The 17,524-nt window shown below is 71.9% G+C and carries 14 protein-coding genes; 3 read left to right on the forward strand and 11 right to left on the reverse strand.

Annotation, left to right across the window (positions count from 1 at the left end):
- Positions 1–116: 116 nt before the first annotated feature.
- Complete coding sequence (gene rarD, locus NOSIN_RS25190; RefSeq protein ID WP_077693108.1) at positions 117–1,160, reverse strand: EamA family transporter RarD; 1,044 nt, start codon at positions 1,158–1,160, stop codon at positions 117–119.
- A gap of 153 nt (positions 1,161–1,313) precedes the next feature.
- Here rarD and msrA point away from each other — a divergent pair, with 153 nt between their 5' ends.
- On the forward strand, positions 1,314–1,976 hold the full coding sequence (gene msrA / locus NOSIN_RS25195) for a peptide-methionine (S)-S-oxide reductase MsrA (protein ID WP_077693109.1): 663 nt from the start codon (positions 1,314–1,316) through the stop codon (positions 1,974–1,976).
- Between the two features lie 139 nt (positions 1,977–2,115).
- On the opposite strand, the gene NOSIN_RS25200 is transcribed toward msrA, so the two are convergent.
- The 10 genes from NOSIN_RS25200 to NOSIN_RS25245 all read right to left on the reverse strand — a co-directional run bounded on the left by NOSIN_RS25200 (position 2,116) and on the right by NOSIN_RS25245 (position 14,757).
- Positions 2,116–2,955 (reverse strand): carbohydrate ABC transporter permease, encoded by an 840-nt coding sequence (locus tag NOSIN_RS25200; RefSeq protein ID WP_077693110.1) that lies wholly within the window; start codon positions 2,953–2,955, stop codon positions 2,116–2,118.
- The gene (locus NOSIN_RS25205; protein WP_077693111.1) at positions 2,948–3,940 is read right to left on the reverse strand and encodes a carbohydrate ABC transporter permease; all 993 of its coding nucleotides are present in this window, start codon (positions 3,938–3,940) and stop codon (positions 2,948–2,950) included. The genes NOSIN_RS25200 and NOSIN_RS25205 overlap by 8 nt, the downstream gene beginning before the upstream one ends.
- A 62-nt stretch (positions 3,941–4,002) precedes the next feature.
- Positions 4,003–5,319 carry an extracellular solute-binding protein gene (locus NOSIN_RS25210; protein WP_077693770.1) on the reverse strand — a complete coding sequence of 439 codons (1,317 nt, stop codon included), beginning with the start codon at positions 5,317–5,319 and terminating at the stop codon, positions 4,003–4,005.
- A 212-nt stretch (positions 5,320–5,531) separates the two neighbouring features.
- Positions 5,532–6,584 (reverse strand): LacI family DNA-binding transcriptional regulator, encoded by a 1,053-nt coding sequence (locus NOSIN_RS25215; RefSeq protein ID WP_077693112.1) that lies wholly within the window; start codon positions 6,582–6,584, stop codon positions 5,532–5,534.
- A 141-nt stretch (positions 6,585–6,725) separates the two neighbouring features.
- Positions 6,726–7,070 carry a MerR family transcriptional regulator gene (locus NOSIN_RS25220; RefSeq protein WP_077693113.1) on the reverse strand — a complete coding sequence of 115 codons (345 nt, stop codon included), beginning with the start codon at positions 7,068–7,070 and terminating at the stop codon, positions 6,726–6,728.
- Between the two features lie 676 nt (positions 7,071–7,746).
- Positions 7,747–9,549, reverse strand: coding sequence for an ABC transporter ATP-binding protein (locus NOSIN_RS25225; RefSeq protein ID WP_077693114.1), 1,803 nt, complete (start codon positions 9,547–9,549; stop codon positions 7,747–7,749).
- Positions 9,546–11,417 (reverse strand): ATP-binding cassette domain-containing protein, encoded by a 1,872-nt coding sequence (locus NOSIN_RS25230; protein WP_077693115.1) that lies wholly within the window; start codon positions 11,415–11,417, stop codon positions 9,546–9,548. Before NOSIN_RS25230 ends, NOSIN_RS25225 begins: the two co-directional genes overlap by 4 nt.
- Before the next feature lie 204 nt (positions 11,418–11,621).
- Positions 11,622–13,175 (reverse strand): tripartite tricarboxylate transporter permease, encoded by a 1,554-nt coding sequence (locus tag NOSIN_RS25235; RefSeq protein WP_077693116.1) that lies wholly within the window; start codon positions 13,173–13,175, stop codon positions 11,622–11,624.
- Positions 13,175–13,765, reverse strand: coding sequence for a tripartite tricarboxylate transporter TctB family protein (locus NOSIN_RS25240; protein WP_077693117.1), 591 nt, complete (start codon positions 13,763–13,765; stop codon positions 13,175–13,177). The genes NOSIN_RS25235 and NOSIN_RS25240 overlap by 1 nt, the downstream gene beginning before the upstream one ends.
- Positions 13,765–14,757 (reverse strand): Bug family tripartite tricarboxylate transporter substrate binding protein, encoded by a 993-nt coding sequence (locus tag NOSIN_RS25245; RefSeq protein ID WP_077693118.1) that lies wholly within the window; start codon positions 14,755–14,757, stop codon positions 13,765–13,767. The genes NOSIN_RS25240 and NOSIN_RS25245 overlap by 1 nt, the downstream gene beginning before the upstream one ends.
- Before the next feature lie 218 nt (positions 14,758–14,975).
- On the opposite strand from NOSIN_RS25245, the gene NOSIN_RS25250 reads away from it, so the two are divergent.
- A complete protein-coding gene (locus tag NOSIN_RS25250) occupies positions 14,976–16,652 on the forward strand; it encodes an ATP-binding protein (RefSeq protein ID WP_077693119.1) in 1,677 nt (558 codons plus the stop codon).
- A complete protein-coding gene (locus NOSIN_RS25255) occupies positions 16,649–17,335 on the forward strand; it encodes a response regulator (protein WP_077693120.1) in 687 nt (228 codons plus the stop codon). The genes NOSIN_RS25250 and NOSIN_RS25255 overlap by 4 nt, the downstream gene beginning before the upstream one ends.
- Positions 17,336–17,524 lie beyond the last annotated feature (189 nt).

Genomic DNA, 17,524 nt, shown 5'->3' on the forward strand with positions numbered 1-17,524 from the left:
AGGGCCCTCCGGGACGTGCGGCCGGGTCGGGGCCGGGAGAGGTCCCCGGCCCGCGACCTGACGTTAGCACAGAGTCACAGAGGGTAGTTTGGGTTTTCCACGACCGGGAACCGGTGTCAGTCCGCGGGGCCTGGACCCGCCGGGTCCTCCGAGTGCGGTTTCCGGAGGGGAGCGCGCTTCCCGGACTCCCCTCCGGGGGCCGTCCCGGGCGTCCTGGCGGCCTCGGCCACTTCGGCCGCCGCGGCCGCCTCGTCGTGCCGGATCCGGGCACGGGCCTGGTGGCGGGACCGGAGGTCGCGTACCTGGTCGAAGGCGAACAGGCACAGGGCCAGCCACACCAGTGAGAAGCCCAGCCAGCGGGCGAGCGGCATCTCCTCGCCCTGGATGAGCCAGCCGACGACGAAGATGAGGGTCGGGGCGATGTACTGGAGTATGCCGATGATGCTCAGGGGGACCTTGCGGGCGGCCATGCCGAACAGCAGCAGCGGAACGGCGGTCACGAAGCCGCTGCCGACCAGCAGGGCGGTGTGGGAGGGCGAGACCGAGAGGGCGGTGCTCGCCCCGGTGGCCTCCAGGTAGGCCACGAAGCCCAGCGCGGGCAGGAACATCACCAGGGTCTCGACGGTCAGGCTCTGCATGCCGTCCAGGTCCACGTACTTCTTCACCGCGCCGTAGGCGGCGAAGGAGGAGGCCATGAGCAGGGACAGCCAGGGGGTCACGCCGTAGCCGACGGCCATCACGAGGACGGCCAGGGCGCCCAGGCCGACCGCCACCCACTGGGTGATCCGCAGGCGCTCGGAGAACAGCACCACCCCGATGCACACCGACATCAGCGGGTTGATGAAGTACGCGAGCGAGGCCTGGAGGGTCTGCTCGATGGAGACCGAGAAGATGAACCCCCACCAGTTGAGGGAGATCAGGACCGCCGCCCCGGCCACCGGCAGCAGCCGCCTGGGACTGCGCACCACCGCCGGGAGCCAGGACCAGCCCCTGCCTGAGAGGAGGAGGAAGACGCACATCGCGAGCAGGGACCACACCATGCGGTGGGCGAGGATCTCGCTGGGTTCGGCGGCGGAGAGAAGGGGCCAGTACAGGGCCGCGACGCCCCACAGGAAGAAGGCGAGGGCCCCGAGGGCGACGCCACGGTTGGATTCGGGCACGCCCGCAATGGTAGGACGAATTTTCCGGCATGTCGCCCTCCCGCCGCACGGAACCGGCGTTCCGTCCGGAACCGGCCGTCTCGTCCGGAAGCGGTCGTCCACGGGCCTGGCGGAACCCGTGCGCCGCACTCCTCCCGTGGATACCCTGGACACATGTTCGGGACAAAGACGACCATGGTCGACCCAGCCCGCGCCCTTCCCGGCCGCGACACCCCGATGCCGGAGCCGGGGAGGCACACCGTCCTCGGTACCAAGCTCACACCGCCCTACCCGGAGGGCAGCCGGATCGCCGACGTGGCGATGGGCTGCTTCTGGGGCGCCGAGCGCATGTTCTGGCGCCTGGGCCCGGAGCGGGGCATCATCACGACCGCGGTGGGCTACGCGGGCGGCTACACGCCCAACCCCACCTACGAGGAGGTGTGCTCTGGCATGACCGGCCACGCAGAGGCGGTGCGCGTGGTGTTCGACCCCGAGCGCATCTCGTACACGGAGATCCTCAAGGTCTTCTGGGAGGGCCACGACCCCACGCAGGGGATGCGCCAGGGCAACGACGTCGGTACCCAGTACCGGTCGGCGATCCTGTACCACGACGACGCCCAGCGGGCCGCGGCCGAGGCCAGCCGCGACGCGTTCCAGCCGGCTCTGACCGGGGCGGGCTACGGGCCGATCACCACCGAGATCGCGCCGCTCGGGGAGTTCTACTTCGCCGAGGACTTCCACCAGCAGTACCTGTCGGACGCCAAGAACCCGGGCGGCTACTGCGGCATCAGCGGCACCGGCGCCAGCTGCCCGATCGGTGTGGCCTCCACGGAGTGACCGCGGACACCGGCGGCCGGGGGCCGGGTACGCCCGCGCGTCCGCGCCGGCGTCCCGGCCCCCGGCACGACGCGGCGCTCCGGCCGTTCGGGCGCGGGCCGGGACCGCGGTGCCGCGGGAGGGGGCGAGGCCCCGCCCGCTACTTCACCGCGCCCGCCGACAGCCCGGACACGAGGTAGCGCTGGACCAGCATGAAGGCGACGACCACCGGCAGGGAGATGGTCAGCGACGCGGCCAGCAGCTCGTTCCACAGGGTGTCGGTCTGGCTGGTGTAGAGCTTGAGCCCGATGGAGAGCGTGCGGGTCTCGGTGTCGGTCAGCACCGAGGCGAACAGCACCTCGCCCCAGGCGGTGATGAACGCGAACACCCCGACGGCGAGGATGCCCGGGCGGGCCACGGGGAGGATGACCCGGACCAGGGCACCGATCCTGCCGGTGCCGTCGATCATCGCCGCCTCCTCCAGGCCCTCGGGGATGGCACTGAAGTACCCGGCCAGCATCCAGATCGAGAACGGCAGGGCGAAGGTCAGGTAGGTGATGATGAGCCCGGTGTAGGAGCCGGTGAACTCGATGCCGGTGAAGTCCTCCAGCCGTACGAAGATCAGGAAGAGCGGCAGCAGGAACAGGATGCCGGGAAACATCTGCGTCGAGAGCACCGTCATGCTGAACAGCCGCTTGCCGCGAAAGCGCAGCCGTGACAGCGGATAGGCGGCCAGCACCGCCACCACCAGCGCCAGGACGGTCGCCGTGGTCGTGACGACCAGGCTGTTGGTGAGGTAGCGGGCCAGCGGGATCGTCGTCCACATGTCCACGTACGGCTGGAGGGTGACGCGTTCCGGAAGCCAGGTGAACGCTCCCCGGACGTTCTCCAGCGGCTTCACCGAGGTCACCACCAGCACGTACAGGGGCAGCACCGTGAACACGGTGAGAAAGGTCAGGACGATCCGGCGGAACCAGCGGAATCCCCGTGTCTCATTCATTGCCACTCCCCTTGGGCAGCACCATGCGGACGTAGACCGCCGACGCGATGATCAGCGCGATGAGCAGCAGCACACTCATCGCGGCGCCCAGTCCGAAGTTCCAGTTGACGAAGGAGTGCTCGTAGATCAGCGGTGAGATCAGCCGTGCGCTCTCGGGCGAGACGTCGCCGAAGAGCAGGAAGGGGATGTTGAACTCGTTGAACGTCCACAGCCCCATGACGAGCAGCACGACCGCGTTCGCCGAGCGCACCATGGGCAGCGTGATGCCGGTGAACCGCCTCCAGGTCGAGGCGCCGTCGATGGCGGCGGCCTCGTACATGTCCTCGGGGATGCTCTGTAGTGCCGCCAGCAGCATCAGGAACGCGAACGGCCACAGCCGCCACACCGACACGATCACCAGCACCCAGAACGCGTTCTCGCCGATGAGCCAGAACGGACGCTCGTCCAGCACTCCCAGGTCCTGTACGAGAAGCTGGTTGACCATGCCGTCGCGCTGGTTGAACATGAACGCCCAGAGGATCGCGGCGACGTAGACAGGCAGGGCATAGGGCACGAGGAACAGGGTGCGCAGTACACCGCGCCCCCGGAACCTCGTGTTCAGGGCGACGGCCGCGGCCATCCCCAGTACCCACGACAGCCCCACCACCAGCACGGTGTAGACCGTGGTGCGGAACAGGCTCTCGAACAGGGCACTGCCCAGGGCGTTTCCGGGGTCCAGACCGCGGACGAAGTTCTCGAAGCCGACGAGCGGCGCCGTCGTCCAGCGCCGGATGGTCAGCTGCGTCAACGAGGTGAACGCGATGTAGATCCCCAGGGCCATGGGGATGACGTGGACCAGCAGCTCCAGTACCGCCGCCGGCAGCACCATGCCGTACGGCAGGAACCACCCCGGGCGGCGCGGACGCCGCCCGCCGGGTTCTCTCGCGGGGCCGGCCGCGGACAGGTCCTCCGCGGCGTCGGACCCCTGTTCTTCGGTAGTCGACATCTAGCGCCTCCATCGAACGGCCGCCCCGCCGCGGGGACGGGGCGGCCGAAGAGCCGTACCGCCTAGTTCGCGGCGTCCATCTGGGTCTCGGCCTCCTCCATGGCCTGGCGGACGTCGGCCTCGGTGACCTCGTCGCCGGTCGCCACGCGGGCGAAGAGGTCGCTGATCGCTCCGCCGAGCACCGTCTCCATCTGGCCCTCCTCGGGGATCAGCGGCATCGGTGCGGAGTGCTCGGCGAGGATCGTGCGGAAGGTGTCCATCGACTCGCTCTGCAGTTCCTCGCTCTCGTAGGCCTCGGTGGCTACCGGCAGGGTCTGGAACTCCTGGGACAGGTACACCTGCTCCTCCGGACTGGTCAGGTGCTCGACCAGCCGCAGCGCGCCCTCCTTGTCGTCGGTGTCGTTGAAGACACTGATGTTGATCCCGGCCGTGTGGCTCTGGACGGGCTCGCCCGGCAGCGGGTCGGGCATCGGGACCTGGGCGACCTCGTAGTCGTCGAATCCGCGGGCGGCCATGGTGGTGCGGGCACTGCCCTGCACGATGGTCATGGCGGCGCGCCCGTCGACGAAGTCGCTGATGCCCTGGGTGCCGTCGCTGAACTCGGCGCTGCTGGGGTCGACGACCTCCTCCACGGCCATCAGGTCCACCCACTGCTTGACGGCGGCGACCTGCTCGTCGGAGGAGAAGGTGGGCCCGTCCTCCCCCCACAGCGCTCCGCCCTGCTGCTGGCCGAGGATGAAGGCCATGTGGGAGTTCTGCCGCTCGTTGCCGCCCTCCGTCACGAAGCCGTACTGGTCGATCTCTCCGTCGCCGTCGGTGTCCCTGGTCAGCTCGTCCGCGGTGTCGACGAACTCCTCCCAGGTCGCGGGCGGTTCCTCGATACCCGCCTCGGCGAACATGGTGGGGTTGTAGAACAGCGCGTAGGACAGTCCGTAGAGCGGCACCGACGTCGGCGCCTCGCCCTCGGCGCCGCCGGTGGCGAAGCTGGTGCCGACGAAGCGCTCCTCGCCGCCCACCGCCTGGAGGTCCTCACCCTCGAAGGGCACGAAGGCGCCGGTCTCCTGGAGGCTGGCCGCCCAGGTGTTGCCGATGTTGAGTACGTCGGGCGCGTCGCCGCTGCTGACCGCGGTGAGGATGCGGTTGTACAACTCGCTCCAGGGGACGACCTCCAGTTCGACCTCGACCCCGGTCTCCTCGGTGAAGCGGTCGAGCGCGGGCCGGAGGACCTCCTGGTCCTCCTCCACGCTCGCTCCCTGGTTGCTGGCCCAGTAGGTCAGCGTCTGGTCCCCGGAATCCTCGCCGGGACCGCAGGCGGTCAGCGCGGCGACGAGCCCGAGTGCGGTTGAAGCGGACAGTAGCGCTGCGGGGGGTGTTCTCACGGCCGTCTCCGTTTCTCCGTAGGCCATGCGCGCCCGTCGTCAGCGTCGGCGGTGACGGAACGGGCAGGTCGGACGTGCCCGTGGGTCCGTGGGCAAGAGCATCCGAAACCAGGTCACATGTCACTCTTTGTAGCCAAGTGATTAAGTAAACCGGTTTACCTGGCCAGTGTAGGTGAGATCACAGGAAGGCAGGAGAGGCAGTTGTGGAAACGTTACAAGCGATGGTCCGGCTGTCCGGAGGACTCCCTCAGGCGGAGTTCGCCGGTGAGCACGGTCGACAGGGGCGGCTCCTGCCCCTTGAGCATGTCCAGCAGGATGCGTGCGCCGACACTGCCCAGCGCACGGTGCCTGTTGCGGACGGTCGTCAGCGGCGGCGTGACGAACGAGGCCAGGGGGATGTCGTCGAACCCGGCCACCGCCATGTCGTCGGGGATGGTCAGACCCGCCTCCCTCAGCACGGAGTAGCCGCCTATGGCCATGAGGTCGCTGCCGTAGAAGATGGCGGTGGGGCGTTCGCCGCCGCGCCCGGCGATGATGCGCTCCGTGGCCCGGGCCCCGCCCTCGATGGTGTAGCCGCCCTGCTCCTCCACCGGCCCCGGCTCCAGTCCGAACTCGCGCACCGCCTTCTCCCAGTGGCGGCGGCGCTGGATCGCGTGCAGCATGTGGGGGTCGCCCTGGACGTGGGCGATGCGCCGGTGGCCCGCCTCGGCGAAGCGGCGGACCAGGCCGCGGATCGCCTCCTCGGAGTCATTGGTGATGGTGGGGAGGTCGGAGGAGCCCTCGGGCGCACCGCCCACGACGGCGGGCGCGCCCAGACGGCGCAGCATCGCGGGACGGCCGTCGTCCGTCCGCAGGTCGGTGACCAGGAAACCGTCGACGAAGTGCTCGTTGAACAGCCGCTCGTAGGTGGCGGCCTCGGTCCGCTCGTCGGGTACGAAGCGGATGACGGTGGCGTGCTCCTCGCCGGAGAGCACCGACTCGATACCGGACAGGAACGACGGGAAGAACGCGTCGAAGTCGAGGATCTCGGGGGAGCGGCGTACGACCAGGCCGATGGTGCCCAGCGACTTGCCGTTGAGCGCGCGTGCTACGTAACTCGGGCTCCATCCCAGTTCGACCGCGGCCTGGCGGATGCGTTCACGGGTGCTGGCGCTGGTACCGGTACCGGTGTTCAACGCCCGTGACACAGCGCCCTTGCTCACGCCCGCCCGACGGGCGACGTCGCTGATCGTGGGGCGTTTTCGACCCGTGCTCCCGGTTGCCATGGGGAAGATGTTAGTCCGTCGGGCCCCGGGGGCACGCGTCGGCGGCGCCTGGTACCGCGGCCTTCGGGCGCTGCGGTGCCCGGACGCCTTCCGCGGGGCGGTGCGGCCGTCCCGGCCGGGTCCGCTCCCGGCCGGGACCCGCTAACGCGAAGGCTGTTCGTCGCTTCGCGAGCCGGCCTCGGAGGCGCGCAGCTCCTCGTTGATGCGCTGCGCCTCCTCCAGTTGGTCCTCCAGGATGATGATCCTGCATGCGGCCTCGATCGGAGTGCCCTCGTCCACGAGCTCGCGGGCGCGGGCGGCGATCCTCAACTGGTAGCGGGAGAAGCGGCGGTGGCCGCCCGCCGAGCGCAGGGGCTCGATCAGCCGGGCTTCGCCGAGGGCGCGCAGGAACGTCGGCGTGGTGCCGATCATCTCCGCGGCGCGGCCCATGGTGTAGGCGGGGTAGTCGTCATCGTCGAACCGGTCTTCGGCTTCGGGACGGGACAAGCGTTTCTCTTTCTCTCCTGAACGCACGTCGAGGGCCCCAGCGCCGAACGGCGCTGGGGCCCGAGAGTTCAATACCATCTACCGGACGCTGCCGGTCTTCCGCTTCCCGAGGTCAAGCTGGGACGGGATCGCGGGGATCGCGGTTGTGTGACCGTGGACCACCTTCTTCCGAACCGGGGCCTGCGGTACCCGAGCGGAATGTCCTCACACCCGGGCGATCCTGATGGCATCTGCTCCTCTCGATCTCATTGCGTGCTCTTCTCACTGCTACGGCGTCCCCGTACGGGCGGAACACCGGTACTGCGATACCACCGGCTCCCGGCGTCTTGAAGCACGTGTACGCCGGTCGAGCCGACCTGCCGTGTTGTCGCGCGGCCTTCCCCGTGCGGGCGGAAAGCCGTTACTGCGGTACTGCCGTACTGCGGTCCTACCGGCTCCCGGCGCTGTTCGACATCTCCGTGCCGGTCGAGCCCTACCGCGTCCTTCTTGCTGCCACGGCGTCCCCCGTGCGGGCGGGACACCGGTACTGCCGTACTGCTCTCCACCGGCGTATCCGGTGGTCCCTCTTGGATCTCTGTGGCTACGAGAAGAAATCTAGCAGCCCTGGAAACGCATGTCTACTACGGCCAACACAGATTTTGGCGTGTCCCGAGATCAGGTACTCCCGGCCGGCGCCTCACCCTCCGGGCTCGGGGGCGTACGCGCGGGCCTGCATCCCGTACAGCTCGGAGTAACGGCCGTCCAGGGCCAGCAGCTCCCCGTGGGTGCCGGACTCCACGATCCGGCCCCGGTCCATCACCAGGACCAGGTCGGCCCCGGCGACGGTGGAGAAGCGGTGCGACACGATCACCGTCACGGCCCCGGTCACGGCCGCGTGCGCCCGGGCCCGCTCCATGTACCTCCGGAAGATCGCCTCCTCGCTGGGCGCGTCCAGCGACGCCGTCGGCTCGTCCAGCACGAACAGCAGGGGGTCCCCGCGCATCGAGGCCCGGGCCAGGGCGGTCCGCTGCCACTGCCCCTCGGACAGCTCGGTACCGCCCAGCTCCCGGCCCAACTGGGTCTCCCACCCCTCGGGCAGCCGCTCGGCCAAGGCCTCGGCGTCGGCCGCGCGCACGGCCTCCCGCAGCGCCTCACCGTCGCCCATCCGGGGCAGGTCGCCGATCCCCACGGTCTCCCGGAACACCGTGTGGAACCGGCCGAAGTCCTGGAAGACCGCGCTGGTCCGGGCCCGCCATCCCGCCGTGCGGACGCGTCCGAGGTCACGGCCGTCCAACAGGACACACCCGGAGTCCGGCTCGTAGAAGGACAGCAGCAGCTTGACCAGGGTCGTCTTGCCCGACCCGTACTCACCGACCACCGCCACCACGGAGCCGGCGGGCAGCAGCACGGACACGTCGTCCAGGGCGCGGCGTCCGGTACCCGGGTAGGTGAAGGAGACGCCGGCCAGGGCGATCCCCCGGGACAGGGCCTCGGGCGGCGGTTCGTCCGCCGCACCGCGCTCCCGTTCCGCCCGCACGAGGTCGCGCAGCCACAGGTAGGGCTCGATGACCCGCCTCATCCCGGTGGCCTCGGCGGCCGTGGCCACCGTGCCCTGCATCGTCTGCCGCAGGCTCACCGCAAGCATCACCGTCAACACCAGATCCCCGACACCGCCCGTGCCGCCGGCGGCCAGGCGGACCACCAGCGCGATGCCACCGGTGAACCCGGCGACGAACACCGTCCATCCGGCCAGGGTCCACAGCGCCGCGAACGCCCTGGCACGGAAACGGACCCGCTCGGCCTCCCGCCACGCCCGGGCCTGGATCCCGAGAAGCCGCTCGGCCGCACCGGCCACCCGGACCTCCTTGCCCCCGGCGGCGCCCACCAGGGTGTCGAACAGGTGCTGCTGCACCCGGTGGGCCTCGGCCCCCTCCACCTCGGCGCGCTGCACCAGGAGCTGTCCCCGGTGGTCGCACCAGACGGGGGCCGCCGCGAGCGGGATCAGCACCAGCAGTACCGGGTCCACACCGCCCAGCAGCACCACCGTCACCAGCAGCTTCAGGACGCTGGCCACCGCCAGGACCGCGTTCCACCCGCTGCGGGCGATCGACCCGGTGGAGCGGCGCACGAGGCTCACCCGGTCCAGGAAGTCGCCGCGCTCCAGGTGCTCCAGACCCTGTACCGCGTTGATGTCCCGGTGCACCCTCGGATGGACCGCCATGCGCCCGGTGCGGTCCGAGACCGTGCCGACCAGCTCCGTGGTCAGGTCCTGTAGGACCAGGGTCAGCGCGTAGGCCCCCGCGACCCCGGCCGCTCCGAGCAGCGCCGCCCCGGCCGCCCCCTGGGCGGTCGCGTCCACGGTGGCCCGGAGGGACAGGCCCACGGCCGCCACCGCGCCCACCGACACCGCCACGGCGGCGTAGGCCCCCGCGGTCAGGCCCGGGGCGGTCCGCCAGGACAGGCGGAGCACCTCCCACCACAGCGACGGGTAGCGGCTCATGCCGGACCCCCTTCCCGGGGCGCGGTCCGGTCGGTCCGGAAGCGCTCCGCCTGCACGGCGAACATCCGCGCGTACCGCCCGCCCAGCGCGACCAGTTCCTCGTGCGTACCGGACTCGGTGACGCGACCGCCGTCCAGCAGGACGATCCGGTCGGCCCGCCGGACCGTGGACAGCCGGTGCGAGACGAGCACGATCCCCGTCTCCCGTCGCCGCTCCTCCAGTCGACGGAAGAGGGCGAACTCGGTGCGCACGTCCAGATGGGCGGTGGGCTCGTCGGCGACCAGCAGGCTCGCCGGAACGTCCCCGCCGAGCACCGCGTAGAGCGCCCTCGCCAGGACGAGCTGCTGCCACTGGCCGCCCGACAGGTCCACGCCCCCGGCCCGGCCCCGGGACAGCGGCGTGTCCCATCCCCGGGGCAGCCGCTCCAGCACCCCGGCGAACCCGGACTCCTCGGCCGCCGCATCCAGCGCCTCCCGGTCGGGCGGGCCGGCCCGCCCGAGCAGGACGTTCTCCCGGGCCGAGAGCTCGTACCGGTTGAAGTCCTGGAAGACCACCGCCAGACGGGACCGCCACTGGCCGGCGGCCATGGTGGCGACATCCACCCCGTCCGCGGTGACACGGCCGCTCGTGGGCCGGTAGAGCCCGCACAGCAGCTTGATGAGCGTGGACTTGCCCGCGCCGTTCAGGCCGACCACGGCCAGGAGCTCGTCGGTGCGGATCTCCAGGTCGACCCCGTCCAGTACGGGGGAGTCCGTGCCGGGGTAGGTGAAGGAGACGTCCTCGAAGCGGATCACCGACACCCTGGAGGGGCCCCTCCCGCGCGGCGGCGCCGAACCGTCCGCGGCGCCCCCGCCGCCTGTGGCCGTTCGGCCGCCCTCGGCCAACCGTCCGCGCAGCTCGGCGGTGGACGACAGGACCCTCGCCGCACCCGCCATGTGGAACAGGTCGGCCGAACCGCCCAGCGCCTGGTACAGCGACCACCCGGCGGCGAGCACGGCGGTCTGCACCGTCACCGTGGTCGTCCCCGACACCGCCCCGTGGGTCACCAGCAGGTAGGCGGGCACCAGGCCCGCCAACACCAGTAGCAGCGGCGACCACTGGAGCCGCAGGGTGCGGTCGATGTGCGACCACAGCGGCTTGTTGGCCTCCACCAGGTGGCCCTGCATCCGGTCCACCATCCAGTCCCCGATCCCGAAGACCCGGACGTCCTTGCCCTCGCTCGGCGAGACCGACGCCCCGCGCCACACGTCCGCGTGCAGCTCTCCACGGATCGCCGTCCGCCACCGGTCCGCCCCGGTGAGCGACCACCGGTGGCGCAGGTACCGGTGCGCCGCGGCGGGCACCAGCACCACCGGGACCAGCCACCACGCGAACCGGGCCAGGATCGCGCAGGTGACCACCGCCCCGGCCAGTCCGCACGTCCACCGCAGCGCGGCGACCGCCCCGCTGCCGGGCGTGGACTCCACACCGTGCTCGGGGTCGGCGCGCACCTGCCGCAGCAGCACCTGGTTGGCGGTGTCCTCCAGCGCGGCGATCCCCCGGCTCCCGGACACCGCGCGGCCGATCCGCTCCCGGTGCGCCCCGTCGATCCGCGACCGCGCCAGGTACTCCAGCGGCGCGGCCGCCGCCTCACCGGCGTGGCCGCCGAGTACGACCAGCCCCAGGACCAGGATCGGTGGCAGCGCGGCCGTGAACGTGCCCGGGGTCGCGGGCGGGGCGAGCACCCCGACCAGCGCGGCCAGGGCCAGCGCGGTCACGGCGGGCACGAGCCGCTCCAGGAACCGGACCGCGGCCAGGGAGGCGACCAGGACGGGACCCGCGGGACCCAGTGCCCGCAGGAGGAGAGGCCAGTTCCGCAGGAATCCCATACGACCGCCGTTCAGTGTCGTTCGCCAGGTTCCGCCCGCGGCTGGGCCAGGGCCCGGGCTCGAAGGGGCGTCCGGTCGGAGGCCCCGTACGGGTGAAAGATCCCTCCGGGGCCCGGCTGGTTCGCTCCGGAGCCGCCCCCGGACACGGGTGCGGCCCCCGGCGGACGGAGCCGGGGGCCGCGGGGAAGGGGCGGACCACGAGGGTCAGCCCAGGTCGGAGGTCTCCCGCTCGGCGGGAGCGGAGGCCCGCGCCTTCCGCCGGCGCCGCAGGGCGGTGACCACCGGCACCGCGGCGGCGACCAGCACCAGTACGTACAGGCCGATCGAGATACCGCTGCCGACCAGGATCGACGGATCACCCGAGGAGGCGGCCAGCGCGCGGCGGAACTCGGTCTCGGCGATCGGGCCTAGCACCACGCCGATCAGGGCCGGAGCCACCGGGACGCCGAACGCGCGCATCATGAGTCCCAGCAGCGTCACGGCCAGCAGCATCACCAGATGCACCACCGACGTGTTGATCGCGTACACCGCCAGCACCGAGAACAGCGTGATCCCCGCGTACAGGTACGGCTTGGGCAGCCGCAGCAGCTTCGCCCACAGGGGCGCGAACGGCAGGTTGATGACCAGCAGCATGACGCTGCCGATCAGCAGGCTCGCCAGCAGCGTCCACACCAGTTCGGCGTCGCGCTCGAACAGCACCGGGCCCGGCTGGAGCCCGTACTGCTGGAACGCGGCCAGCATGATCGCGGCCGTCGCCGAGGTCGGCAGGCCCAGCCCCAGCAGCGGCACCATCGTGCCCGCCGCGCTGGAGTTGTTCGCCGCCTCCGGGCCGGCCACACCCTCGATCGCGCCCTCGCCGAACTCGTCGCGCACGCCCCGGCGCCTCTCCCGGCGCGCGGACAGCCTGCGCTCCAGGCCCAGCGACAGGAAGGTCGGGACCTCCGCGCCGCTGCCCGGGATCGGACCGAAGACGCTGCCCAGCGCGGTGCCGCGCAGCCACGGCCTCCAGGACCGGGCCCAGTCCCCCCGGCTCAGCCACGGGCGTCCGGCGCTGGTCGTCGCGAGGTCGGGCGCGGACCTGCCGCGCGCCGCGACGTAGAGCACCTCGCCCAGGGCGAGCAGACCGACGGTCACGATGACGATGTCGATCCCGTCCAGCATGGTCGCCGACCCGAAGTCGAACCGGGGGGTGCCGCTCTGCGAGTCGATGCCGATCAGGCCGACCGCCAGGCCGATGAGCAGCGAGGCCAGGCCGCGCAGCACCGATCCGGACACGACCGCGGCCACCGCCACGAACGAGAACACCGTGAGCGCGAAGTACTCGCCCGGGCCGAAGTTCAGCGCGACCGACACCATGAACGGCGCGAACAGCGCCACGACCAGCGTGCCGATCAGGCTCGCCACGAACGAACCGATGACCGCTGTGCCCAGCGCCTGCGCGGCACGGCCCGCCAGAGCCATCTTGTGGCCCTCGTAGGTGGTGGCGATCGACGACGCCTGCCCCGGCGTGTTCAGCAGGATCGACGTGGTCGCCCCGCCGAACATCCCGCCGTAGTACACGCCCGCGAACAGGATCAGCGCGGCCGTCGGATCCAGGCGGAACGTCACCGGGAGCAGCAGGGCCACGGCCATCGCCGAGCCCATGCCGGGCAGCACGCCCACGGCGGTGCCGAGCAGCACCCCGAGGAAGGCCCACACGAGGTTCTGCGGGGTCAGCGCCGCGGCCAACCCGTCCATGAGCAGGGACAGAGCTTCCATCAGAGCACCAACTCCAGGAGGCCGCCGGGCAGGCTCAGCCCGAGACCGAGCGAGAAACCGACCTGTACGGCGGCGGACATCGACAGCGCCACCACGGCGTCACGCAGGTGGGCCCGCGCGCCGAACGCGTAGGCCACCACCCAGAACAGCAGCGCCCCCGCGAGCAGCCAGCCCAGGACCTCCAGCAGCGCGACGTGCACCACCAGGCCCGCCATGACGACCAGGACCGGCCGGGCCCCGAACCAGGACAGGGTGTTCCCGGCGGTGCCGTCCCCGGTCCGGGAACCGCGCAGGCCGGCCACCGCCAGGCACGCGGCGACCACCAGCAGCAGGGCCCCGACCGCACCGGGGAAGGCTCCCGGCCCCGGCCTGGTGGCGTTGGGCGGCGCCTCGACGGTGAACGCGCCCCACAGGGCGACCGCCCCGACCACCGCGAGCAGCGCGGGTACGACCCACCGGGCCGGACCGCTCCACGGCGCGCTCTCCGGATCGACGGCAGCGGTGGTCCCGGGGCCGTCCGGTACCCGCGTGTCCTCCCGCGCCTCCGGGGCCTCCTCGGGAACGGAGACCGGACCCTCACTCCTGGACATCACAGTCCCAACTCCTCGATGGTCTCCCGGGTCATGGTGATCTCCTCGTCGAGGAACCCCACGAACTCCTCACGTCCCTGGTGGGTGTCGGTCCACCGGTAGCGCTCCAGGGTGCCGGCCCAGGAGTCGGTGGCGACCAGGGTGGCCACGAGCTCCTCCAGCCGCTCGACCTCCTTCCCGGTCAGCCCGGGAGGGGCGATGACCCCGCGCCAGTTCGACATCTCCACGCCGTAGCCCTGCTCGACGATGGTGGGGATGTCCACGCCCTCCAGCCGCTCGGGGGAGGAGACCGCCAGCGCGCGCAGCGGCGCGTCCTCGCCGATCTGGTCGCCGAAGTCGCTCAACGACCCGAAGCCGACGTCGGAGGTGCCCGACAGCAGCGAGGTCAGCACCTCGCCGCCGCCCGAGTAGGGCAGGTAGTTGATCTCGCCGGGAGCGATGTCCATGGACCGCGCCACCCGCGCCGCGAAGATCTGGTCCACGCCGCCCATGGAGCCGCCCGAGACCGGGAGCGTCCCGACCTTCTCGCGCCAGTCCCCGGCCAGGTCGTCCAGCGTCCGGTAGGGCGAGTCGGCGGGTACGACCACGGCCAGGTACTCCGACGCGACCTGGGCGACGGGGGTGGCGTCGGCCATCGTGTACGGGGAACCGGTGGTCTCCACCGCGCCGACCATGCCCATGCCGGTCATCGTCAGCACGTTCGCCTGGCCCGCGCGGTTCACGGTCTGCGCCAGACCGATGGTGCCGCCCGCTCCCTCGGCGTTGCGCACCTCGACGTTGAACCTCAGGTCCTCCTCGCGCAGTCCGTTCTGCATCTCCCGGGCCAGCGCGTCCCAGCCGCCGCCGGGTGCCGCGGGCGCGATCAGCAGGAGCTTCTCCTGCTGGCCGGTTCCGGACGCAGCGCTCTGCCGCACGTCGAACAGTGCCGTCCCCACCAGCAGCAGGGCACAGAGCCCTCCCGCCAGGCGGATCAGGACGCCGCGATCGCGCATCGGTCCTCTCCTCCTCCGTGAACGTGTGCGTCCCCCCGAAGCCTCGGCACCGGGGAGATCCAGGCCACAGTGTGACCCCGGGCACGTCCACGTCAGAGCTTTGTTAACACTGGAGTCATATTGGTCGTATTGTTCGTGAAGTCGCCCGACCGGGCGTTCTCCCGGCCGGATCCCCGCATCTCCCCGCCGCTCCCCGACCCCGGCGACTGGAGGACACCATGAACACGCCCCCCGTGCGCGGCCGCCTCTCGCTCACCGGTTCCCTGTTCATCGGTTACGTGCTCCTGCTGGCCCTGGCCCTGGCCGCCGTGGGCACCCTGTGGGTGGTCCACCTGGACCGGGTCGTCGACCGCCACCACGCCGACCGGGTCCTGAGCACGGCCCGGTCCGTCGCGGTGATGCCCGACGTCGTCGAGGGCCTCCGGTCCTCCGACCCCGCGGCCGTCCTCGACCCGCTGGCCGACGGCGTCGCCGCCGCCACCGGCGCCGAGTTCGTGGTCATCGCCTCCCCCGAGGGCATCCGCCACTCCCACCCCGACGACGACCTCATCGGCCGCACCGTGTCCACCCCGCCCGGCCCGGCCGCGCGGGGCCGGGAGTGGACCGGCGTGCAGGAGGGGACGCAGGGACGCAGCGTGCGCGCCAAGGTCCCCGTGTTCTCCGGAGGGGGGTCGGTCAACGGCGGCGACGACCGGGGCGAGGTGATCGGCTACGTCTCCCTGGGCGTCCTCACCTCCAGCGCCACCACCGAGGCCCGCGCCGCCGTCCCCGCGATACTGGGCATGGTGGCCGTGGTCCTGCTCCTGGGCGTGGGAGGGGCCTGGGTGCTCTCCCGCCAGGTGCGCGCCAAGACCCACGGACTCGAACCCGCCGACATCACCGCGCTGCTGGAGAGCCGCGAGGCCCTGCTGTACGCGGTCCGCGAGGGCGTCCTCGCGGTCGACGGAGAGGGCCGTCTCGTCCTGGCCAACCAGCCCGTCCGGGACATGCTCGGCCTGCCCGAGGGCTCCGAGGGCCACCGCCTGGACGGACTCGGCCTGTCCGAACGCGTCCGCGACATCGTCTCCGGCGACGACCCCGGCGACGACCGCATCCTGCTGGCGGGCCACCGCGTCCTGGTCGCCAACCGGATGCCGGTCCGGGTGCGGGGCGAGGACGCCGGCGCGGTCGTCACCTTCCGGGACCGCACCGAACTGGACCGCCTCACCGGCGAGCTCGACGGCGCGCGCACGGTCACCCGCGGACTGCGCGCCCAGACCCACGAGTTCGCCAACCGGGTGCACACCCTCGCCGGGATGCTCGAACTCGGCGCCTACGACGAGGCCCGCGCCTACCTGGCCGACCTGTCGGCGACGCACACCCGCACCAGCACGGACATCTCCGAGCACGTCGCGGACTCCGCGCTGGCCGCCCTGGCCATCGCCAAGTCCGCGCAGGCCTCCGAGATGGGCGTGGACCTGCGGCTGTCCCCGATGACGAGCGTCCCCGCCCTGGACAGGCAGGTACGCTCCGACGCACTGCTCGTCCTCGGCAACCTGGTCGACAACGCGCTCGACGCGGTGGTCGGCGCCCAGCACGGGTGGGTGGAGCTGATGGTGCGGCTGCACACGGCGGACACCGGCGGCCTGCCGCACGACCTGCTGGAGATCCGGGTGACCGACTCCGGGCACGGGGTGGCCGACGACGTGGCGCGGGAGATCTTCCGGCTCGGGTTCACCACCAAGGCGTCCCGGGACGGCGGGACGCGCGGACTGGGCCTGGCGCTGGTCAAGCAGGTGTGCGAGGGCAGAGGGGGAAGCGTGGAGATGGAGGCGCCCGACGCCGACGAGGGCGCGGTGTTCACCGCCTGCCTGCCCCTGCGGGTGCCCGCGGCGGCGGAGGGGGCGGCCCCGTGATCCGCGTGCTGGTCGTCGACGACGACGTGCGGGTGGCCCGCAACCACCAGGAACTGGTGGAGTCGCTGCCCGGGTTCACCGTGGCGGGGACCGCGCACACGGCCGCGTCGGCCCTCACCCAGATCCGGGGCCACCAGCCCGACCTGGTGCTGCTGGACCTGGTGCTGCCCGACGCGTCCGGGATCTCGGTGATGCGCGCCCTGCGCGCCGCCGCGACCAGCACCGGGCCGCAGCGGACGGACTTCCTGATGATCACCGCCGTGCGCGACATCGCCCAGGTGCGGTCGGCCCTGCACGGCGGCGCCGTCCACTACCTGCTCAAACCGTTTCCGCTCAGCGTTCTGCGCGACCAGTTGGAGCGGTACGCGGTGGCGCGCCGCCGGATGGACGCCGACGGGGAGGCCACCCAGCAGGAGGTGGACCGGCTGTTCGGGCTGCTGCGCCCGCCCGCCGCCCGGTCACTGCCCAAGGGGCTGACCCCGGCGACCGCGGACCTGGTGGCGGGGGTGCTGCGTGAGGCGGAGGGGGAGGTGTCGGCCTCGGAGGCCGCCGAGAGGGCCGGGGTGTCCCGGGTGACCGCGCGGCGCTACCTGGAGCACCTGTGCGCGGACGGGCGGGCCGAGCTGCGCATGCGCTACGGCTCGGCGGGCCGCCCGGAGCACCTCTACCGCTGGGTGGCCTGAGCGCCCTCCGACTCAGGCTCGCCGCCGATGTGCCTCCTCCAGGGGTCGCTGGCGGTGAGCCAGTGGGGCATGAGCCTGAGGGGGAAGGGGAGATCGGTACCGAGGTGGAAACCCAGGCGGTGGGAAGCGCGCGTGTGCACGGGCTTGGGAGCCGGTGACACGTCAAACCGCCCGTCGACCACAGCTCGT

This window comes from Nocardiopsis sinuspersici, assembly GCF_001998325.1.
GTDB classification, from domain to species: Bacteria; Actinomycetota; Actinomycetes; order Streptosporangiales; family Streptosporangiaceae; genus Nocardiopsis; species Nocardiopsis sinuspersici.